The organism is Leifsonia tongyongensis, from assembly GCF_010686705.1.
GTDB classification, from domain to species: domain Bacteria; phylum Actinomycetota; class Actinomycetes; order Actinomycetales; family Microbacteriaceae; genus Diaminobutyricibacter; species Diaminobutyricibacter tongyongensis.
In genome coordinates this window covers 283,351-304,639 of record NZ_JAAGWY010000005.1, presented here as the reverse complement: position 1 = coordinate 304,639, position 21,289 = coordinate 283,351, and the positions used below count along the sequence as shown (strand labels likewise).

Below are 21,289 nucleotides of genomic sequence, written 5' to 3'. Positions count from 1 at the left end.
CGAGGTCACTCCTGCGTCCTTACCCAGACCATCCCGTTCGCCCTCAGCGCCCCGCGACGGGCTGGACCGTGAACCACACCGTGCAATGGGCGGCCAGGCGGCCTTCCACGATCGCGTCAGGGGCGCTGGCGACGACGACTGTCGCTCCGTCCGGCACGGGGATCGGAATCGCCCCGAAATTCATCAGCACGTGCATCCGGCCGTTGGTGAAGGCGAGTCGCGACACGTCCGTCTCGTTCTCGTTCCAGACGAGTGTGCCGCGGCCGAGTCCCGACGCGCGCCGAAGTCCGAGGGCCGTGCGGTACAGCTCGAGGGTCGAGGCGGGATCCCCATCCTGCTTGTCGACGGCGAGTTCTCCATAGCTCTCCGGCTGCGGCAGCCAGGCCGCCCCCGACGGGCTGAAGCCGAACGCGGGAGCATCCGATCGCCAGGGAAAGGGGACGCGGGCGCCGTCACGGCCGGTCTCATCTCCCCCGGTTCTGAAGAAGCTGGGATCCTGCCGAAGCTCGTCGGGGAGGAGGGTGTGGTCCGGCAATCCGAGTTCCTCGCCTTCATAGAGATAGGCGGATCCCGGCAGCGCGAAGACGAACAGGCTGGCGGCGCGGGCGCGACGAAGGCCGAGCGCTGCATCCGGCTGTTCCTCGTGCGCTCCGATCCCTTTTGGCCAGGCGGTCGGATCGGCGAGTCCGAACCGCGAGGCGTGCCGAACGACATCGTGGTTCGACAGCACCCAGGTGGTCGTCGCGCCGACGGCGGCGTTCGTCTCGAGAGCACGGTCGATGGATGCCCGCATGGCGAGCGCATCCCACCCGACCGTCATGAAGTCGAAATTGAACGCCTGCTGCATTTCGTCGCTGCGGACGTAGCGGCTGAGACGTTCGGCAGGCGCAACCCACGCCTCTGCGACGAGGATGTGGTCATCACCGTAACTGGAGAGCACACTGTTCCAGCCGCGATAGATGTCATGCACATCGTCGTGATCCCACATCGGGCCGCGATTGCCGCCGCCTTCGAGCTCGGCAGACTTCTCGTGCCAGTCGGGAAGGTCTTCGTGCTTCATCAGTCCGTGTGCGACGTCGACGCGAAAGCCATCCACTCCGCGATCCAGCCAGAACCGGAGGATGTCGTCGAACTCCCGCACCACTGCCGGATTGCGCCAGTTGAGATCGGGCTGCCTGGGGTCGAACAGGTGCAGGTACCACTGCGGATCGGCGCGGCCATCGTCGACACGTGTCCACGCGGATCCGCCGAAGACCGATGTCCAGTTGTTGGGCGGGAGTGCACCGCGTTCGCCCCGACCGTCGCGGAACAGGTAACGGTCACGGGCGACGCTGCCCGGCACGGATTCGACCGCCTCCCGGAACCAGGGGTGCTCATTGGACGTGTGGTTCGGCACGAGGTCGATGATCACCCGCAGTCCTCGGCGGTGGGCGGCGGCGAGGAGGGCGTCGAAGTCGGCCAGTGTGCCGAAGAGGGGATCGACATCGCGGTAGTCGGCGACATCGTACCCAGCATCGGCCTGGGGCGAGACATAGAACGGCGAGAGCCAGACCGCATCTATCTCGAGCTCGGCGAGATAATCCAGATGCTCGACGACCCCGCGCAGGTCTCCGATCCCGTCGCCGTCGGAGTCGGCGAACGACCGCGGGTAGATCTGGTAGATCACCGCATCCCGCCACCAGTCCGCCAACTCGGCGGCCCCCGTCCGGGGAGAGGACCAGCCGTCTGGTTTCTCAATCATTTCGGCTCCAAATCGTGATGCAAGCGCTTACGTAAAACGCTTGCACATCACCGGGTCACGGTATAGCGTGACGAACCAAGACGCAACCGCGCCTGCACCAAGCAGCTCAACGAGGAGTGAAATGAAAGCAGCACGTCTCTCCGTCATAGCCGGAGTCGCCGTCCTCGGTATCGCACTCGCCGGATGTACCGGCGGGGGGTCATCTGGTGGATCGTCAGGCGGAGACGCCGGCGCCAACCTCACGGGCAAGGGTCCGATCACCTATGTCCAGGGCAAGGACAACAGCAACGTCGTACGCCCTCTTCTCGACAAGTGGAACTCAGCACACCCTGACGAGAAGGTCACGTTCAAAGAGCAGACCGACCAGGCCGACCAGCAGCACGACGACCTCGTGCAGCACTTCCAGGCGAAGGACCCGAACTACGACGTCGTCGATGTCGACGTGGTGTGGACGGGTGAGTTCGCCGCCAAGGGATGGCTGCAGCCCCTGACCGGAAGCCTGAAGATGGACAACTCGGCGCTCCTCGCGCCGACCGTCAAGTCCGGTACCTACAACGGCACACAGTACGCAGCACCGCAAACCTCGGATGGAGGCATTCTCTACTACCGCAAAGACCTGGTACCCACGCCGCCCGCCACCTGGGCCGACATGATCAAGGACTGCGCGATCGCGAAGGCGCACAAAATCGGATGCTACGCGGGACAGTTCGCGAAGTACGAGGGTCTCACGGTGAACGCCGCTGAAGCCATCAACACCAACGGAGGCGCCATCGTCGCCGACGACGGCAAGACCGTGAAGGTGGACAGCGCCGAAGCCAACGCCGGACTGACCCGTCTGACGGATGCGTTCAAGAACGGTGACATCCCCGCCGAAGCCATCACCTACCAGGAGGAGCAGGGCCGCATCGCCTTCGAAGCGGGCAAGCTCCTGTTCCTGCGCAACTGGCCGTACGTGTACAACCTGGCCAAGACCGACGGTAGCTCGACGGTCAAGAACACCTTCGGCATCGCACCCCTCCCGGGTGTGAGCGGACCGGGTGTCTCCAGCCTCGGTGGACACAACGCCGCGATCAGCGTGTACTCCAAGCACAAGGCGACCGCATTCGCGTTCCTCAAGTTCCTGCAGAGCGAAGAATCGCAGAAGTTCTTCGTGACCCAGGGCTCGCTGGCTCCGGTGCTCTCGGCCCTGTACGACGACGCCGCGCTGAACACCCAGCTGCCGTACCTGTCCACGCTGAAGACGTCGATTGCGAACGCGGTACCGCGTCCGGTCTCGCCGTTCTACCCGGCCATCACCACCGCTGTTCAGGACAACGCCTACGCTGCCCTGAAGGGCGACAAGTCGGTCGACCAGGCGCTGAAGGACATGGCGGCCGCCATCCAGTCGGCTACCTCTGGCGGCTGATCCAAGGGAACCGATCGATCCCGGGCGGTGGAGTCTCACGCTCCGCCGCCCGGGACATCCCCAACCACTAGCTTCCTCACCTCAAGGAGACGCCGATGTCTACCTCGAAAGTCGCCGCACCACCCGAGACACCCACCAAGAAGCCGACACTCCGGGCGGGGGCCAAGAAGGCCCGTGGGCGTGAGGCCCGGTGGGCGATCTATCTGATCGCGCCGACGATGGTCATGCTGGCCATCGTGATCGGTTATCCGGTCGTCAGCGCGATCATCATGTCCTTCCAGAAAGACGCCGGCCTCGATCCCGCGACCGGGCTGTTCGTGCAGGGCGGGTTCGCCGGCTTCCAGAACTACACGCACTGGCTGCTCCAGCAGTGCGCCGGCCCCAACGGCACCACCGTCAGCTGTCCCCCAGGCAGCCTGGGCTCGCAGTTCTGGAACGCGGTCTTCGTGACCTTCTTCTTCACCGTCACGACGGTTATCCTCGAGACCATCCTCGGAATGTGGTTCGCGTTCATCATGAACCGCACCTTCCGCGGACGCGGCCTCGTCCGCGCCGCCATCCTGATCCCGTGGGCGATCCCGACCGCAGTCACCGCGAAGCTGTGGTTCTTCATCTTCTCGGTCGCCGGCGCCGCCAACGCCCTCCTCGGTCTGCACGTCCTCTGGACCAGCGACGAATGGGCGTCCCGATTCGCCGTCATCATCGCCGACACGTGGAAGACGACGCCGTTCATGGCGCTGCTCATCCTCGCCGGACTGCAGATCATCCCCGAGGAGGTCTACGAGGCCGCGAAGATGGACGGAGCGACGACCTTCCAGCGATTCATGAGAGTCACGCTTCCGCTCGTGAAACCGGCGCTTCTCGTAGCGATCCTGTTCCGCACGCTCGACGCGCTCCGTATCTACGACCTCCCGCAGATCCTCACCGGTGGAGGTGGTGGCACCGGTAATGCCACGACCACCCTGTCGATACTCGTGGTCAAACAGATCAGGCAAGGCTTCAACGCCGCGTCCGCCCTGTCGACGATCACGTTCCTCATCATCTTCCTCGTCGCGTTCGTCTTCGTCCGGTTCCTCGGAGCGAACGTCGTGCGAACGACCGAGAACCAGCAGAAGGGTGTGAAGGCACAATGACCACCGTCGCCGGCCCCTCAACGGCCACCGCGGGCAAAGGCCCCTCGCACACGCTCGACGTCGAAGCGAAGAAGAAGTTCCACCGCCGGCGCCGCAACCAGGGCATCCGCACGGGCGTCAGCGCGCTCGTCGTGGTTCTCTGGTGCGTCATCCCGTTCTACTGGATGGTGGTCACGTCGTTCCGCGACGTCGGCTACACGTTCGAGACGACGCCTGTCCCGACGCACTGGACCCTGGACAACTACGCCTATGCGCTCTCCACGAGCGGCGGCAACCACCTCGTCCAGGCGATCCTGAACAGCCTCTTCATCGGTATCTGCGTGACGATCGTCGGGCTTCTGGTCGGCATCTTCGCTTCGTACGCGCTCGCCCGGCTCGACTTCCTCGGCAAGGGCATCGTGCTCGGCATCATCCTGGGCGCCTCGATGTTCCCCGGCGTCGCGCTGATCACGCCGCTGTTCCAGCTGTTCACGAACATCGGTTGGATCGGTACATACCAGGCCCTGATCATCCCGGAGATCTCGTTCGTCCTCCCCCTGACGGTCTTCACGCTCACCTCGTTCTTCCGCGAGATGCCGTGGGATCTGGAGGAGTCGGCCAGGATCGACGGGTGCACCCAGGCCCAGGCGTTCCGCAAGATCATCCTTCCGCTCGCCGCCCCGGCCGTGTTCACCACGGCCATCCTCGCGTTCATCTCCTCCTGGAACGAGTTCCTGATCTCCAGCCAGCTGTCCAGTGACGCGACGCAACCGGTGACGGTCGCGATCGCGAGCTTCACCGGCAGCCAGCCGCACCAGGAGCCGTACACAGCGGTGATGGCGGCGGGGACCATTGTGACGATCCCGATCATCATCCTGGTGCTGATCTTCCAGCGTCGCATCGTTGCCGGCCTGACCGCCGGGGGCGTGAAGGGCTGACCGATGCGCAGGAGTGATCCCGCCTACTACGTGGACGTGGGAATCGGCTTCGTGGGCTTCTTCGCCTTCGTGATGCTCGTCGTTACGATCGTGAGCGAACTCACGGGCGCCGATGCCCTCGGCTGGGCGTTGACGCTGCTCGCTCTCGTCATCATCCTCGGCCTGCTATGGCGCGCGCGCATCCGTTTGCGCGCCGCCCAGCAGGAGTCCGGGGACCGGCTTCACAAGGGTTCCTGACGACGGATCGGTGAGTCACGTGGCTGGCATCGACGAGGTTGCGCGAGCGACGGGCGTTTCGACTGCGACGGTGTCGCGCGCCCTCCGCGGGCTTCCGAACGTCTCCGACAAGACCCGCGCGCGGGTGCGCCGGGCGGCGGATGAGCTCGGTTACGTCGCGTCCTCGAGCGCGTCGGGTCTCGCGAGCGGCCGCACCCTCGCGATGGGCGTCGTGGTCCCGTCGGTGAGCCGCTGGTTCTACACCTCTGTGCTCGAAGGCGTCGACGCTGAGCTCCGCTCGGCGAGCTACGACATGATCCTGTTCAACCTGGGCGGTCATCGCGGGGATCGCGAGCGCGTCTTCCACCGCACGATCCTGCGGAAGCGCACGGATGCACTCCTCGCGATGTGCCTGGATTTCACGGCGGACGAGCGCCACCAGCTCGCATCCACCGGGCATCCGACGATCGTCGTCGGGGGTCCCGTCCGCGGCTTGCGCAGTGTAGGCATCGACGAGCGCGGCACGGCACGGAGGGCGACGGAGCACCTGATCGCCCTCGGGCACCGTGACATCGCACACCTCGGCGGCGAGGACGAGGAGGGTCTCAACCGCCAGGTTCCGATCGGGCGGATGCACGGGTTCCAGGATGCGCTCCGGGATGCCGGCATCCCGGTGCGCCGCGAGTGGATCATCCCGGGCGGCTTCTCCCTCCCGCTCAGCCGCGCGGCGATGAACACGCTGCTCGACCGGCCCGGCCCGCGCCCCACTGCGGTGTTCGCCGGCTCGGACGAGATGGCGATGGGGGCGATCCTCGCCGCCTACGACCACGGGCTGCGCGTCCCGGACGACCTGTCGGTGATCGGCATCGACAACCACGACTTTGCGGAGTCGTTCGGCCTGACCACGATGGCGCAGGATCCGTTCGAACAGGGAGCGGTCGCCGCGCGCATCCTGCTCGACGAATTGAACGGCGGCGAGCCGCGTGCCCGCTCCCTCAAGATGCCGGTCACCCTCATCGAGCGCGCCAGCACCGCTCCCCCGCGCCGCGACTGACGCCGAGCACAGGGTTGTTCCCGTTATGAGTGCGTTGAAACGGGAAGAACTCTGTGCTCGGCGTCAAGAGTCGGGCGCGAGGCGGCTCAGGAGGCGTCGGCGAGGGTGAGGGCCTCGGCCTCTTCGAGGAGCGACCCCTCGACTCCGTCCACGCGCTTGAGGTGGCGGTGGCCGATCATGATGAGCGCGGTCGCCACGAGCACCGAGATCGCGGCGGCGTAGAACGGCGTCGCTGCGGTGAACATCGCGGCCAGCAGCGTCGCGGCGGGCGGCGCGATCGCCCCACCGAGGAACCGCACACCGGAGTATGCGCTGGATGCGACGGCGCGCGGCAGGTCGGTCGCCTCCATCACGCACTCGGTGAGCACGGTGTTCAGGATGCCCAGCAGCAGGCCGCCCACGATGACGCAGACGATCAGCCCGAACACCGACCCGATGACGAGGCCGGCCGCCGCGAGGTCGACGGCGAGAAGCGGCATCACGATCCAGAGAACCCGGGTGCGCGGCAGCCAGCGGGTGAGCAATGGCGCGACCCAGACGGACGTGACCGCCAGCGACACCCCCCAGCCGAAGAAGATGAAGCCCAGGCTGATAGCGCTCGAGACCCCGAGGGGCACGAGCGCGAAGGGCGTGTAGGCGAGCAGCACGAAGAAGCCGATGTTGTAGAACAGGGCGGCGGCCGCCAGGAAACCCAGAGACGGGTTCGCGAGGGCCCGGAACGGCGCGGACAGGGGTGTGGGCGTGAGCTTCTCGGGATCCTTGCGCAGCAGTGTGGCTATCGCGATGAAACCGATCGCCATGAGTGTCGCGGTGCCGAAGAACGGACCCCGCCAGCTCCAGCTGCCGAGAAGGCCGCCGAGCAGCGGGCCGATCGCGATGCCCAGCCCGAGGGCCGCCTCGTACAGGATGATCGCCGAGGAGGTTCCCCCGGACGCCGCGCCCACGATCGTGGCGAGAGCGGTGGAGATGAACAGGGCGTTGCCGAGACCCCAGCCCGCGCGGAACCCGATGATCGATTCCACGTTCTGGGAGAGGCCGGCCGCGAGCGCGAAGACGACGATCAGGGCGAGCCCGATCAGGAGCGTCCGCTTCGCGCCGATCCGGCTGGAGAGCCAGCTGGTGAAGAACATCGCTACGCCGGTGATGAGGAGGTAGCTCGTGAACAGCATCTCCGTCTGGGTGGGTGTGGCTCTGAGACTCTCGGCGATGGCGGGGAGGATCGGGTCGACGAGACCGATTCCCATGAATGCGATCACGGAGGCGAATGCCACCGCCCACACGGCGGTGGGCTGCGAAAGGATGCTTGCGGGTTTGTCGTGTGCCATGCGGTTACGTGCTGCTCCCTCGGAGTGCGGCGGATGCGGCATCCGTCAGTTCGACGCGTGAGCCGATGATCTCGACGGCGCGCCGCAGTGAATCGACCTCATCGTCTGAGAGGTCGGCGAACATCGGCAGGAGGGCGTTGGCGAGCTGGTTGCGCCAGCTCTCGAGCGCCTCGGCGCCTTTCGGGGTGATGGCGATCTGCCAGGCTCGCGCGTCGTCGGTGTCGGCGATGCGCTTGATCCATTCGGTCTCGACCAGGTTGCGGACGATCTTGGTCATCGTCGGTTGGGAGACCCGGCTGTGCGAGGCGAGTTCGCCGAGGCGCAGGGGGCCGCTGGTCGTGAGCACGCTGAGCGTGCGCCAGGTTGCCGGCGATTCCGTGTTGCCGGTGACGCGGGCCGCGAGGCGGGCGAGGCGGTGGCTGGTGACGACGAGGTCGCCCAGGATCCTCTGGAGTTCTGTGTCGGTGGCCATGGCGGGTGCCCCCTCCTGTGTTACCGGGGATGTGAGTGCTGTGTTCATGTGTCGTCTCCAAGTATATATAGCTTGACTATCTAATTCAAGAGCCAGGCTATGTAACACGTTCGCGCCCACTGTTATGCCCGCAAATTAATTACAAGCGTTTTGATGTGTATGTACCTTGTGCTTGAATGTCCTACATGCACAGCCGCGCCGCCCGATCAAACGCTGAACCGTCTGCTCGCGGTCATTCGCGTCGACGGCGGCTCGGCCTAACGGCCGCTGTCCTGGTGACCGCGTTCCAGGTGCTGAGCGGTGCTACCACCGCAACCGCGGCGACCTGGGCGGCTGTTGCCTCTGTGAACACGAACCTCGGCGGTGGCGGGGACGGGACATTTCCCGGCAACGACGGAAAGCCATACTCCGGGGCGGGGCAGATGATCGTCGTCATCGATGGAGCGTTCGATACGTCTCACCCGATGCTTGCCGGCCGGGTTGTCGAAGAAGCGTGCTTCGGCGCGCGTGAGCAACCGGGAATCGACCCCCGGGATCGACACCTCTGCGGGCCGTCGGCACAGTCGACAGCCGACGTTCCCTACGTGCGCACCATCGGTCCGGGCACGTCGCAGTACAGCAGGGAGTGCGTCGCCGGTCCCGGTCAGAGCTGCCATGAGACCCACGGCACGATGACCGCATCGATCGCAGCCGGGACGCCGCGCACAGTGAGCAACGGCCAGGTCGCTGTCACGGCCGCCGGTGTGGCGCAGAAAGCGCAGCTGGCCCTGTTGAAAGTGGGGAACCGCGTCGGCTGGGCCTATGAGGGGGTTGTCGCTGCACTGGACTACACGCTGAACGTGCTGGCGAAGAAGCACCACGTTGCAGCCGTCAACATCTCGGCGGCGAACACACTGGTTCAGGACGGCACGGAGTGTCCGACTGCGCAGGGCATGGGCTTTGCCGAGTCAGCCGCGGGACTACGCGCGGCAGGCATCGCGGTGGTCGTCGCCGCCGGCAACCTCGGCGCCCGGAACGCGATCGGGTCGTGGGCGTGTGCAGACGAGGTCATCGCGGTAGGCGCGAGCGGGGTGACGGACAAGAACACGCTCACCGACTACTCGAATGCATCGGCCCGGGTCGATCTTCTCGCTCCCGTCGGATCGGGCGGTGGGCTCGACAACCCTGATGCCATCTGGGGTGGTTGGATGACCTCGAGCGGTATCCCGACGACGGGACCGCTGTCGGGAACGTCATTCGCAGCGCCACAGGTCGCGGGAGCGTTCGCCGTCCTCCGGTCTCGTTATCCCGACGCATCCGTCGATCAACTGCTGGGGCGGCTTCGCCGTACCGGTGTAGCGGTGGCCGATACTCGCTCGGGAAACGCCGCCGCCGTCGCGCCGCGAATCCGTTTGGGCGATGCGCTCAACGAGCGCGGAACGCGCCCGGCTCACGACTGGAACGGCGATGCGCGCGCCGATTGGCTGATCCTGGCCGCCGACAAGAACACCGTCGTGATGTATCCGTCGAAGAGCGGCATGATCGATCTCACTGGCGGGCAGTTCATCTCATCCGAATGGCGAGACCGTGGCCGAACGGTCGCCGTGCACGACTTCGGCACGATGGGCTCCAACGGCCTGATCGGCATTCGAGGACGGGACATCTTCTACAGCCAATATGACCCGCGGACCAACAAGCTTGGTGGCCCGATCGTGATCGCCGAAGGCGCGGCGACCGATGTGGTCGCCCTCGCGTATGCGCGCGATATCCCCGGCACCATTGCTGCGATCCTGGCCCAGACGACAGATGGATCGATCATCATCCGGGCGAAGGCCGAGCGAGGCACGACGCTCGGCGAGGCCAGCACCCTGATGAGCGCGAAGGACACGGCGGGCATGCGCCTTGTCGGAATCGCAGACCTGAACAGCGACGGACGGCCCGACCTCGTGCTGCGACACCCCGGCACGGGTCGTCCCTGGGCGTGGTGGGGCACCGGATCGCCTGTCAGCCCGTTCGCTTCGGTCGGCCAGGAACTCACCGCGCAGTCCTACTGGAGTTCGAAGGACCAGCTCTTCGTCCTCGACTGCTTCATCGACGGCGCGCCTCTGATCGGTTACCGGGTTCCGGACGGCAACACCGTCGGCTTCCGGCTCGACGCGACCGGTCGCGTCATCGACGCCAGCGCCTTCAGGATGTCCACCCCCTATGTCGCGGGCGTCGAGTTCTTCGCAGCTTCCACCAAATAGCCACAACGAAAGGCAGTTCGAATGTCCAGACTCTTTAGCCGTGTCCTGCTCACCGCAGGCCTGATCGCGCTCGGCATCGGCGGGGTGACGAGCGCCGGCGCCCTGCCCGCACAGGCCGACCCGAACAGCGACACCTCGGTCGACGGCCTTCTCGCCACATCTAGGAGCGTGAGCGTCGCTGAGGGCTCAGAGGCCAAAGAGATGGAGTGTGCCGCACCCCTCGAGAATTTCGAGGTCTACGATCTGACCGAAACAGGGTTCAAACTCCGGTGGACTCTTCCCGACAATCACCCCGAGTACACCAACTACATCCTGGATGGGCTCGGCGCCTACGTGCTCCCCGTGGGCGACTTTCCGTTCACCGAGGCGATCGGCCTCGACATCAAGCCCGGCACTCACTACGCGGTTGGTGTCAGTTACATCTGCTCCGACGGGAGCATGGCCGGAACACCGATGCTGAGGTTCGTCACCCCGGGCGTCGCCCCTGCACCCGAGTTCGATTTCGGCCCCGAGGCGGCAGCGACAATGAACTCGTCAAGCGGCGCAGGCTCGGAAGCGGCGGCGAACGCAACGGGAAATTCGAGCGGTTCAGCGCCCGTCGAAGGCTCGGAGAACGTCACTACCAATGCAGCGGCGGAAAGCTCGGCCGGTTCCGGTGCCATTGCGGCCGCCGAGGCCACTCTCGATGAGAGCACAAGGAACAATGCCGCGCAGGTTCAGACGAAGGCGCTGGCGAACACAGGCCAGGCCGCCGGAGGCCTCGAGCTGGTAGGCGTCGGACTGATCAGCACCGGCCTGATCGCACTCCTCGCCCGACTTGCGTATCAGTTCAGGCAGCGTCGCGCCTGACCGAATCGGAGGTCCGCGAAAGACGTCGAACGCGGCCCAAACACTCGTGCCCCCTCCCGCAACAGCGGTCGGGGGCACGAGTGCGTTCGGCTACGCCATCGCGGGCGCGCCGAAGGGTCGGGTCTACCGCAGGAACGGCCCATGCTGGGGCGTGCTGCGGTACAGATCCGGCGGATGCGCGGCATGCGCGACACCGGGACCCCGGGACAGCGCGGCATGGAAGACCTGCCGCCAATAGGTCGCGAAGGATCGCCACCTCGTCGTGGTATTCATCGTGGTACTTTCCGGTTGCTGATGCTGGGTAAGCGCACGCGGGATGTGCGTGCGTGGGTGCCGAGCATCCGCCCACCTCGCGCGTCGCACGGACGAAAGGTCCGTTAAACGCACGAAGGCGCCGCCCCGTTGCGGGGGCGACGCCCTCGTAACGCGGAATACCCGGTGAGGAGAATCCGCGTTGCAAGCGTCAGGCGGCTCGAGACGAGCGCCTGTCAGCCAGTGGAAAGTGCCCCGATGCCGGGGCGCAGACTACTTGAGGTTGACGGTGGCGCCAGCTTCTTCGAGCTGAGCCTTAGCCTTCTCTGCGGTCTCCTTGTTGACGCCCTCGAGCACGTTGCTCGGAGCGCCGTCAACGAGTGCCTTCGCCTCACCCAGGCCGAGGCTGGTGAGTGCGCGCACCTCCTTGATGACCTGGATCTTCTTGTCACCGGCAGCCTCGAGGACGACGTCGAAGGAGTCCTTCTCCTCGACCTCTTCAACGGGGGCTGCGGCGCCGGCGCCGGCGGCTGCGACAGCAACCGGGGCAGCGGCGGTGACCTCGAAGGTCTCTTCAAACTTCTTCACGAACTCGCTGAGCTCAATGAGCGTGAGCTCCTTGAACGCGTCGAGCAGTTCGTCAGTCGACAGCTTTGCCATGATTTTCTCCTTAGTTTTCTTAGTAACTCACCGCGGTGCAGGCATCCGTAGAAACGGATGACTAGCTCGCGGACTCCTGCTTCTCACGCAGCGCGTCGACCGTGCGAACGGCCTTCGAGAGCGGTGCGTTGAACAGATATGCGGCTCCGAACAGCGAGGCCTTGAAGGCGCCGGCCAGCTTGGCCAGCAGAACCTCACGGGACTCGAGGTCGGCGAGCTTGCCTACCTCTGCTGCGGTCAGCGGGTTACCGTCGAAGTAACCGCCCTTGACCACGAGGAGAGGGTTTGCCTTGGCGAAGTCGCGCAGGGATTTCGCGACGGCGACAGGGTCACCGGATACGAAAGCGATAGCGGACGGACCAACGAGCTCCTCGTCGAACGACGAGATGCCTGCGTTGTTGGCCGCGATCTTGGTCAGCGTGTTCTTCACCACGGCGTACGTTGCGTGCTCACTGATGGACGTGCGCAGCGTCTTGAGCTGAGCAACGGTGAGCCCGCGGTACTCGGTCAGCAGAACGGCGGTCGAGCTCTCGAAAAGTTCCGTGAGCTCGGCAACCGTGGCTTCCTTGTTCGCCATGGCCTACTCCTAAATGTTTACGTCGCACACCGCGGAAGCGATGTGCGCCTCGTCCACCGGAGTTGAAGGCCCAATAAGAAAAGCTCCGGCGCAGTGGCACGGAGCTGGAAACGCAGACGGTGTGAAACACTCCTGCGAAAACATCTTCATACACCTGCGCGGGCCCTCACCTGGGTGAGCTTCGATCGGGTGCGATTGCGCGCACACCGATAACCGGCGGTCTTTGGCTCCGTACAGGCTACGGGATGCGCCCGGCCGGATGCAAATCCGCGCATCCCGTCATCGGGCACGGATCCCGGTATCGTTATCAATGACGACCGGACGGTTCGGACCGCGAGGTCGTCCACCAGCGACGATACGGGCTCGAGGAGCGACCATGGATTCAGCCGCTCAGTCGAGCCCGGCGCGGCAGCCGACGGTCAAGGAGGTCGCGAAGCTCGCCGGCGTCAGCCCCATGACCGTCTCGCGCACGCTGGCCGGCGGCAAGAACGTGCGCCCCGAAGTACAGGATCGCGTGCTCGAGGCCGTTCACGCACTCGGCTACTACCGCAACGAGAACGCCCGGAGCATCCGTCCCGGCCAGGCGAGCGGTCTTATCGGCGTCGCGATCACCAACCTGGGCAACCCCTATTACGGCAACTTCGCGCTGGGCGTCGAGGAGGTCGCCGCCCAGTACGGCCGCCGGATCGTGCTCGGCAACACCGGCGAGGACCCGGGGCGCGAACGCCAGCTCATCGCCGACCTTATCGGGCGCCAGGTCGAGGGCCTCATCGTCGTGCCCACGGGCGACCAGGCGACCCATCTCCAGCCGGAGAGCCTCCGCGGCACGCCCCTCGTGCTGGCGTCGCGCAGCGTCACAGGAGTCGCAGCGGATGCCGTGGTGCTCGACGATGTCGGCGGAGCGTACCGGGGTACGCGCACCCTTCTGGATGCCGGGCATCGCCGGATCGGCTACCTCGGCAATGTCACGAGTGTCTTCACGGGCCGTCGCCGGTACGAAGGATACCTGCGGGCTCTCGAGGAGGCGGGGATCGAGGTGGATCCGGACCTGGTCAGGCGCGGGCAGCAGGATGTCGAGACGGCATCGGTCGCGATGCGCGAACTGATGGACCTGGCAGACCCTCCGACGGCCGTCTTCAGCGCCAACAACCGCAACACGATCGGTGCGCTCAAGGAGATCGGCGCCCGTCTCAATTCCGCCGACGGAGAGGTCGGCGCCCTTCCCGCGATCGTCAGTTTCGACGACTTCGAACTCGCGGAGATGATGCCGGTCCCGGTGACCGTGGTGGACCACGACGCACGCGAGCTCGGCCGGGAGGCGGCACGCCTGCTGTTCGACCGCCTGCTCGGCGAGGCGGAGCCCGGCCGAATCCGGGAGATCGAGATGCCGACCCAGGTGCGGGTCGTCCGCGCCTGAGCAGTACCCGCCTGTTGGCCAAGTGCTCTCGCGTGCGCTATGGTAACGATACCAACCAGGATCAACCGTTGCGCACCGCTCGCCGACTGAAAGGAGAACCATGCCGGTACTCTGCATCGATTTCGGCGGGACCGAGGTCAAGCTCGGCATCCTCGACGGTCCGCGCATCCTCGCGACGACAGAACGTCCCAATTCCGGCAGCGACGCCGACCTCGACCACGTGCGCCAGGCGCTCGACGAACTGACGGAATCCGCGGGCCGGAGCGACATCGCCGGTGTCGGGATCGCCCTTCCGGGCGTCGTCGACCGCGCGAACGGGAGCCTGATCGCCGCTCACGACAAGTACGGCTACGCACAGGGCCGCGACCTCCGCGAATGGGCGGCGCAGTCCTTCGGAGTGCCCGCGGTCGTCGAGAACGATGCGCGCGCCGCCCTCGTCGGCGAGACGACCTACGGAGTCGCAGCTGGAACACACGACGCTGTACTCATCACACTCGGCACCGGCATCGGCACCGCCGCACTGATCGACGGGCAGGTCCTCCGCGGCGTCCACGACCATGCGGCCATCCTCGGCGGACATGTGACCGTGGCGCTCGACGGGCCCAGCTGCAACTGCGGCAATGTGGGATGCGCGGAGGCGGTCGCCAGCACCTGGGCCCTCCAGCGCGATGTCGCATCCGATCCTGTCCTCGCTGCATCCCCGCTCGGCGAACGCGCCGCACGAGGGGCCATCGGACTCCGGGATCTCCTCGAGACCCGGGACGCACCGGCAGTGGGCGCCCTCTTCGACCGGTACCTGCGCGCCTGGGGCGCCGCGATCGTCACTCTGTGCCACGCCTACGACCCCGACATCGTCATCGTCTCCGGCGGAGTGATGCGCTCCGCCGACGTGATCCTCCCACCCCTGGCGGACTACGTGCACGCGCACCTCTGGTCGTCGTCACACCGTCCCGCCTTCGTGACCCCATCCGCCCCCGAATATTCGGTCTTGCTCGGCCTCTCCGCGCTGGCCGTCAACCCCGGCGACCACGCCGCAACACATCGAAAGGACGCTCAGTGACACCCGCCGATCACCATATGCACACGACCTACGACAAACAGCCGTCGGTCGAGCTGCCCCCCGGGAGTGTCGTCTGGTCCGGTGCTGAGGCGTGGAGCGAACTCGATGCGGCCGCCCGTGCCGCCACGACCGGCCGGCCTGCGGTGATCGCGATCGACACCTACCCGGGCGTCGATCTGCCGGCACTCATCGCCGAACTGCGCGCGAACCTGCCCGGTTACGACGTCATCGATGTCGAGGAGGCCGCCGCGAGGCCGATCGAGGAGATCGACGCGCTGATCGGCCGCAACCTGACCGACGACCGGGTGTTCGGGGTGATGGGGCACTTCACGCTCGACGAGTTCTACGACGCCGACCGGCTCGCCGCCCTCGCAGCGTCCGTGGCCGACACCGCCCGCCCGGTCATCCTCGTCGGCTGGGGCGCCGCGCTCACCCCGGTCACCCCCGATGTCCTGGTACTCGCCGACCTCGCCCGCTGGGAGATCCAGCTCCGCCAGCGTCGCGGGGCGACGAACTGGCGCACCGACAACGCCGGCGAAGACAACCTCCGCAAGTACAAGCGCGGCTTCTTCGTCGAGTGGCGGGTCGCCGACCTGCACAAGCGCGACCTCTTCGACCGCATCGATTTCCTGCTCGACACCAACACGAGCATCCGCAACGCCGGCCTGATCACCGGGGACGCTTTCCGAACCGCGCTGGCGAACGCGGCGGCCGCGCCGTTGCGCGTCGTCCCGTTCTTCGACCCCGGCGTCTGGGGTGGGCAGTGGATGAAGGACCGCCTCGACCTCGACCGGTCGGCCGCGAACTACGCCTGGTGCTTCGACTGCGTGCCCGAAGAGAACTCACTGCTGCTTGAAGCCGATGGCCGCGTCGTGGAGATCCCGGCCATGGACCTCGTGCTCAGCCAGCCCCGCGAGCTGCTCGGCGCGAAGACGTTCGCGCGATTCGGGGCCGAGTTCCCCATCCGGTTCGACTTCCTCGACACGATGGGCGGCGGCAACCTCTCCCTGCAGGTGCACCCGCTCACCGACTACATCCAGACCACGTTCGGCATGCACTACACCCAGGACGAGAGCTACTACCTGCTCGACGCCGACGACGACGCGGTCGTCTACCTCGGGCTGAAGACCGGAATCGACCCGGACGAGGTGGTAGCGGCGCTGCAGGCGGCGACGGATGGCGCACATCCGTTCGACGCGGAGAAGTACGTCAACCGCATCCCGGCCCGCAAGCATGACCACTTCTCCATCCCGGCCGGAACCGTTCACGCGTCCGGGGCGAACTCGATGGTCCTCGAGATATCGGCGACGCCGTTCATCTTCACCTTCAAGCTGTGGGACTGGGGGCGGGTCGGCATCGACGGGATCCCCCGGCCGATCCACCTCGACCACGGCATCCGGAACATCCAATGGGACCGCGACACCACCTGGGTCGAGAGCAACCTGCTCGGGCACGTCGAAGTGATCTCAGAGCGCGAGGGCGTGCGCGAGGAGCGCACAGGCCTCCACGAACTCGAGTTCATCGAGGTCCGCCGCCACTGGTTCACCGACGAGGTCCACCACGACTCCGAAGGCACCGTCAACGTGCTCAACCTCGTAGAGGGCGACGAAGTGGAGATCGCGAGCCCGACCGGCGCTTTCGCCCCTTATCGCATCCACTACGCAGAGACCTTCATCGTGCCGGCCGCGGTCGGGCCGTACATCATCCGCCGCACGGCCCAGTCGAAGAGCGAGCAGTTCGCCACCGTGAAGGCATATGTGCGCGGCACCCGCGACGTCGACGACTGACGCGCCGGCCGCAGTCAGTGGAGCGGGGGCGACACCGACACGGATGCGGCGTCATCCGCGGCCGCGACCTCATCGGCCACGACAACGTCCGCGTCAGCGGCACCCCGGTGCTCGAGCGGCAGCGACACGGTGAACGTCGTCTCTCCGGGCACGCTCGACACGTCGACCTCACCGCCGTGGGCTTCGACGACCGCCTGGACGATCGCGAGGCCGAGACCGGTGCTGCCGGTCGTGCGGGCGCGAGAGCTGTCGGCGCGGGTGAAGCGCTCGAACAGCGTCGACTGGAATTCCGCCGGGATGCCGGGGCCGTCATCCGTCACCGACACCCGCGCGCGATCCGCGCCCTCGTCCACCGCCAGGCTCACCGTCACGTGGGTTCCCGCCGGCGTGTGGACCCGCGCGTTCGCCAGGAGGTTCATGATCACCTGGTGCAGACGGGCCTCGTCGCCCGTGACCTCGACCGGTGTATCCGGGAGGTCGAGCGTCCAGCGATGGTCCGGGCCCGCGGCATGCGCGTCGCTGATGGCGTCGACGAGGAGGATCGACAGGTCGACAGGGTCGTGCTCCAGGTCGCGGCCCTCGTCGAGGCGGGCAAGGAGCAGCAGGTCCTCCACGAGGGAGGTCATCCGCGTCGCCTCCGATTCGATCCGACCGATCGAATGGGTGACGTCCTCAGGGAGGTCGTGCGGGCTGCGGCGCGTGAGCTCGGCGTAACCCCGGATGGACGCGAGGGGCGTACGCAGCTCGTGGCTCGCATCCGCCACGAACTGTCTCACCTTCTTCTCACTCGCCTGCCGGGCCGTCAGCGCCGAACCGATGTGTCCGAGCATCCGGTTCAGCGCGGCGCCCACCGTGCCCACCTCGGTGTGCGGATCGGTGTCCTTCTCGGGCACGCGGACCGAGAGGGCGACCTCCCCGTGGTCGAGCGGCAGCTCGGCGACCTCCTGGGCCGTGCCGGCGACGCGCGCCAGCGGACGCATCGCCAGGCGGACGACGAAGCTCGCGATCAGGAACGCGAAGATGAGGCCCGCGAGCGTGACCAGCACGATGACGAACGTGAGCTGGGTCACGGTCGCATTCACTTCGGAGAGGGGCAACCCGATGATGACACTGTCGCCGTTGATGAGCTCGGCCGCCGCCACCCGGTAGTCGCCCAAGGCCGGCCCGAGGTTGACCGTGCGCGGTTTGCCGTCAGCCGGAAGGGACAGCAGGTCAGCCGTCGGCACGGGTACGTTCTGGGGCGAGACCGGCTCGTTCGGAGCCGCCGCCGAGGGTCGCTTGGCGAGGATGACCGGATAGATGAGCATGTCGCCGCTGCGCACGACGCCGAACGTTCCGACCGGCTGACCGGGCGTGTTCACGATACGCGTCACCTCGGGGCCGCTGGGCGACGGACCGTAGACCAGGTCGGCCGCGTGCTGGCCGCGGTCGACCGCACTCGTGAGCTGGGTGTCGAGCCGGTTGAGCAGATAGGTCTGCAGGGCGAACACGCTGATCGCTCCGATGACGGTGCCGAGCACGGCGAGCATGGCAACGACGACCAGCACCACCCTGCTGCGCAGGGTCCAGGAACGGAACGGGCGGATGCGCGGCAGCCACTCCCACCGGCGTCGCGTGCCCGGGGTGCCGGCGCCGCCTGCCGTCGGAGCGGTCTGCGTCACGTCGCAGCCTTGACCATGTAGCCGGCGCCGCGGACGGTGTGGATCATCGGCGTGCGGCCGGAGTCGATCTTCTTGCGAAGGTAAGAGATGTACAACTCGACGACACTCGAGGACCCGCCGAAATCGTAGCTCCAGACCCGGTCGAGGATCTGCGTCTTGCTGAGGACGCGGCGCGGGTTGCGCATGAGGAAACGCAGCAGCTCGAACTCGGTCGCGGTGAGCGAGATGGGCGAACCGTCGCGGTGCACCTCGTAGCTGTCCTCGTCGAGCACGAGGTCGCCGACCACCAGCACCGGGTCGTTCGTGTCGGCGACGGCGCTGCGGGAACGCCGCAGCAGGCCGCGCAGCCGCGCGACGAGCTCCTCGAGGCTGAACGGCTTGGTGACATAGTCGTCGCCGCCGGCCGTGAGTCCGGCGATCCGGTCGTCGAGCGAATCCTTCGCCGTGAGGAAGAGCACAGGAGCCTCGGTGCCATCTGCGCGCATCCGGGACAGCACCTGCAGCCCGTCGATGTCGGGCAGCATGATGTCGAGCACGACCACATCGGGACGGAACTCACGCGCGATCGTGAGCGCCTGCTGGCCGGTCGCCGCCGTCCTGACCTCCCAGTCCTCGTAATGAAGGGCCATCGAGAGCAGGTCGGTCAGCGTGGACTCGTCGTCGACGACGAGCACGCGGATGGAACTGCCGTCGGCACGACGCAGGACGGTTCGCTGCTGGCTGGGGGCGCTCGTGTTGGCGCGGGAGTTGATCGTCACATCTCCCATTATCGTGAGACGCCTCGAACTGGCCTTTGGGAAAGCTTTGCGAAACCTGTGAGCGAGAAGTCTCAGATTGCGCATCCAGCCCACAGCGGAACCACAGGTCTGCCATAGAGACCCCAAAAGACGCGGTCCTAACGTCGCATCATCAGGCCGTGGACCGCCATGGGTGGCATCTGGACGCGCCTGCCGTCGAGGAGAAGAATGTTCGGCACCTACCTCCGGCGCGAACTCGTCAACCGCCGCAGACAGACGATCATCATCGCTGTCGGCATGGCGCTCGCGATCGCGCTCGTGATCATCGTCAATGCGGTCTCGGCCGGCGTGAAGGACGCGCAGGCGACCGTCCTGCAGTCGGTCTACGGCGTCGGCACCGACATCACGGTCACCCAGCCCGCGACCGCCCAGGGGGCGACGACGACGCAGGGCGGCGGGGGCGGCCCCCGCTTCGACTTCGGGGCGGGAGCGGGAACGGCGAACAGCGGCAATACCGGCCGCACGGTCCACACCTCGCGTCTCGCGTCGTCGCGCGGCGCGACCACGATGGACGCGACCGCCATCACCACCACACGGGGCGTGCAGAACGTCGCCGGCGCGGCCGGCGTGCTCTCGCTGACGAACACGACGTTCGACGGCACCCTTCCCAACTTCCAGCAGCTGCGCGAACAGCGGCAGCAGGCCCAGGCGGGCGGGGCCGGCTCGACGCCGGCGCCGACGGGCGGGGCGGATGGCGCGGGGGGCAGCTCGTTCACCGTCGACTCTTTCTCGGTGTTGGGTCTCGATCCGGCGGGCGACGCCGTCGGGCCGCTGTCGTCGGTCACGCTCACCAGCGGCCGAACCTTCACCAAGGCCGACGTCGGCAAGGACGTGGTCGTGCTCGACTCCACCTACGCTAAGACGGCTTCGAAAGTCAGCGGCGACACGGTCACGATCGGCGGCACCACCTTCACCGTCATCGGCATCGTCTCGGCGACCGGCGCCGACTCCACGACCGCATCGAACGCGTACATCCCCCTCGATGTCGCCCAGAAGCTCTCCGCCGAGACCGGCAAGATCAGCGCGGTATACGTGAAGGCGGCGTCGGCGAGCGACATCGACCAGATCAAGGCCGACCTGACCAAGGCGCTTCCCACGGCGACGGTCAGCACTCAGGCCGATCTCGCATCCAGTGTCTCCGGTTCCCTCGGCACGGCCGGTCAGCTCGTCTCCAACCTCGGCACCTGGCTGTCGATCATCGTGCTGGCCGCCGCATTCCTGATCGCTATCCTCTTCACGATCTCAGGCGTGACCCGGCGCACCCGTGAGTTCGGAACCCTGAAGGCGATCGGCTGGAGCAACCGCCGAGTGGTCGGCCAGGTCGCCGGCGAATCGGTCGTCCAGGGTCTCATCGGGGGCGTGGTCGGCATCGCGATCGGCCTCGTCGGAATCGCCATCGTCAACGCGATGGCGCCGACCCTCACCGGCGGCGTTGGTAACGGCTTCGCCAACGCCGCCGGTCGAGTCGGACGTGCAGCGACCGGAACCGGCGGCGCAGGCACCGGCGCGGGGACGGGTGGCTTCGGGGGCGGCGGCTTCGGCGGAGGCGGCTTCGGTGCGGCCGCACGCCAGGCGGCCGCATCCACCACCGACATCGCTCTGCACGCTCCGGTGACCGTCTGGATCATCGTCATCGCCGTCGGCCTCGCCGTTCTCGGCGGCCTCCTCGCGGGAGCGTTCGGCGGATGGCGGGCCTCGCGCCTGCGCCCCGCCGCAGCACTCCGCTCGGTCAACTGATCAC

Annotated in this window: 19 protein-coding genes; 11 read left to right on the top strand and 8 right to left on the bottom strand. The window is 66.8% G+C overall.

Features of this window, described 5'->3' with window-relative positions; all coding sequences use genetic code 11:
* Window positions 1–43: 43 nt before the first annotated feature.
* On the bottom strand, window positions 44–1,741 hold the full coding sequence (locus G3T36_RS18865) for a glycoside hydrolase family 13 protein (RefSeq protein ID WP_163291400.1): 1,698 nt from the start codon (window positions 1,739–1,741) through the stop codon (window positions 44–46).
* 121 nt (window positions 1,742–1,862) lie between these two features.
* On the opposite strand from G3T36_RS18865, the gene G3T36_RS18860 reads away from it, so the two are divergent.
* The 5 genes from G3T36_RS18860 (at window position 1,863) to G3T36_RS18840 (ending at window position 6,466) form a co-directional block, all read left to right on the top strand.
* Complete coding sequence (locus tag G3T36_RS18860) at window positions 1,863–3,146, top strand: ABC transporter substrate-binding protein (RefSeq protein WP_163291399.1); 1,284 nt, start codon at window positions 1,863–1,865, stop codon at window positions 3,144–3,146.
* Window positions 3,147–3,241: 95 nt separating this feature from the next.
* On the top strand, window positions 3,242–4,279 hold the full coding sequence (locus tag G3T36_RS18855) for a carbohydrate ABC transporter permease (protein WP_163291398.1): 1,038 nt from the start codon (window positions 3,242–3,244) through the stop codon (window positions 4,277–4,279).
* Window positions 4,276–5,196, top strand: coding sequence for a carbohydrate ABC transporter permease (locus G3T36_RS18850; RefSeq protein ID WP_163291397.1), 921 nt, complete (start codon window positions 4,276–4,278; stop codon window positions 5,194–5,196). Before G3T36_RS18855 ends, G3T36_RS18850 begins: the two co-directional genes overlap by 4 nt.
* Window positions 5,197–5,199: 3 nt before the next feature.
* Complete coding sequence (locus tag G3T36_RS18845; protein WP_163291396.1) at window positions 5,200–5,433, top strand: hypothetical protein; 234 nt, start codon at window positions 5,200–5,202, stop codon at window positions 5,431–5,433.
* Between the two features lie 19 nt (window positions 5,434–5,452).
* Complete coding sequence (locus G3T36_RS18840) at window positions 5,453–6,466, top strand: substrate-binding domain-containing protein (protein ID WP_163291395.1); 1,014 nt, start codon at window positions 5,453–5,455, stop codon at window positions 6,464–6,466.
* 86 nt (window positions 6,467–6,552) lie between these two features.
* Here G3T36_RS18840 and G3T36_RS18835 read toward each other — a convergent pair whose 3' ends face one another.
* Both G3T36_RS18835 and G3T36_RS18830 read right to left on the bottom strand, forming a co-directional pair.
* Window positions 6,553–7,791 (bottom strand): MFS transporter, encoded by a 1,239-nt coding sequence (locus tag G3T36_RS18835; RefSeq protein WP_163291394.1) that lies wholly within the window; start codon window positions 7,789–7,791, stop codon window positions 6,553–6,555.
* Window positions 7,792–7,795: 4 nt separating this feature from the next.
* Window positions 7,796–8,263 (bottom strand): MarR family winged helix-turn-helix transcriptional regulator, encoded by a 468-nt coding sequence (locus G3T36_RS18830; RefSeq protein ID WP_163291393.1) that lies wholly within the window; start codon window positions 8,261–8,263, stop codon window positions 7,796–7,798.
* Between the two features lie 275 nt (window positions 8,264–8,538).
* On the opposite strand from G3T36_RS18830, the gene G3T36_RS18825 reads away from it, so the two are divergent.
* Complete coding sequence (locus G3T36_RS18825; RefSeq protein ID WP_163291392.1) at window positions 8,539–10,488, top strand: S8 family serine peptidase; 1,950 nt, start codon at window positions 8,539–8,541, stop codon at window positions 10,486–10,488.
* A gap of 21 nt (window positions 10,489–10,509) precedes the next feature.
* A complete protein-coding gene (locus G3T36_RS18820; protein WP_163291391.1) occupies window positions 10,510–11,337 on the top strand; it encodes a hypothetical protein in 828 nt (275 codons plus the stop codon).
* Between the two features lie 123 nt (window positions 11,338–11,460).
* On the opposite strand, the gene G3T36_RS18815 is transcribed toward G3T36_RS18820, so the two are convergent.
* The 3 genes from G3T36_RS18815 to rplJ all read right to left on the bottom strand — a co-directional run bounded on the left by G3T36_RS18815 (window position 11,461) and on the right by rplJ (window position 12,826).
* A complete protein-coding gene (locus G3T36_RS18815) occupies window positions 11,461–11,610 on the bottom strand; it encodes a hypothetical protein (RefSeq protein ID WP_163291390.1) in 150 nt (49 codons plus the stop codon).
* Window positions 11,611–11,862: 252 nt separating this feature from the next.
* Complete coding sequence (gene rplL / locus G3T36_RS18810) at window positions 11,863–12,249, bottom strand: 50S ribosomal protein L7/L12 (RefSeq protein WP_163291389.1); 387 nt, start codon at window positions 12,247–12,249, stop codon at window positions 11,863–11,865.
* A 61-nt stretch (window positions 12,250–12,310) separates the two neighbouring features.
* Window positions 12,311–12,826, bottom strand: a complete 516-nt coding sequence (gene rplJ / locus G3T36_RS18805) for a 50S ribosomal protein L10 (protein ID WP_163291388.1) — start codon at window positions 12,824–12,826, stop codon at window positions 12,311–12,313.
* 376 nt (window positions 12,827–13,202) lie between these two features.
* On the opposite strand from rplJ, the gene G3T36_RS18800 reads away from it, so the two are divergent.
* From G3T36_RS18800 to G3T36_RS18790, 3 genes are all read left to right on the top strand, one after another.
* The gene (locus G3T36_RS18800) at window positions 13,203–14,243 is read left to right on the top strand and encodes a LacI family DNA-binding transcriptional regulator (RefSeq protein ID WP_163291387.1); all 1,041 of its coding nucleotides are present in this window, start codon (window positions 13,203–13,205) and stop codon (window positions 14,241–14,243) included.
* Window positions 14,244–14,343: 100 nt separating this feature from the next.
* Window positions 14,344–15,303: an ROK family protein gene (locus tag G3T36_RS18795; protein WP_163291386.1), complete on the top strand. Its 960-nt coding sequence runs from the start codon at window positions 14,344–14,346 to the stop codon at window positions 15,301–15,303.
* Window positions 15,300–17,090: a class I mannose-6-phosphate isomerase gene (locus G3T36_RS18790; protein ID WP_338031643.1), complete on the top strand. Its 1,791-nt coding sequence runs from the start codon at window positions 15,300–15,302 to the stop codon at window positions 17,088–17,090. Before G3T36_RS18795 ends, G3T36_RS18790 begins: the two co-directional genes overlap by 4 nt.
* Before the next feature lie 14 nt (window positions 17,091–17,104).
* Here the strand turns inward: G3T36_RS18790 and G3T36_RS18785 are convergent, their stop codons facing one another.
* Both G3T36_RS18785 and G3T36_RS18780 read right to left on the bottom strand, forming a co-directional pair.
* Window positions 17,105–18,751 (bottom strand): sensor histidine kinase, encoded by a 1,647-nt coding sequence (locus tag G3T36_RS18785; protein ID WP_338031642.1) that lies wholly within the window; start codon window positions 18,749–18,751, stop codon window positions 17,105–17,107.
* Entirely contained in the window at window positions 18,748–19,509 is a 762-nt protein-coding gene (locus G3T36_RS18780) for a response regulator (RefSeq protein WP_163291385.1), read from the bottom strand. The genes G3T36_RS18785 and G3T36_RS18780 overlap by 4 nt, the downstream gene beginning before the upstream one ends.
* Before the next feature lie 207 nt (window positions 19,510–19,716).
* Here G3T36_RS18780 and G3T36_RS18775 point away from each other — a divergent pair, with 207 nt between their 5' ends.
* Entirely contained in the window at window positions 19,717–21,285 is a 1,569-nt protein-coding gene (locus tag G3T36_RS18775; protein ID WP_163291384.1) for an ABC transporter permease, read from the top strand.
* The last annotated feature ends 4 nt before the right edge of the window (window positions 21,286–21,289 follow it).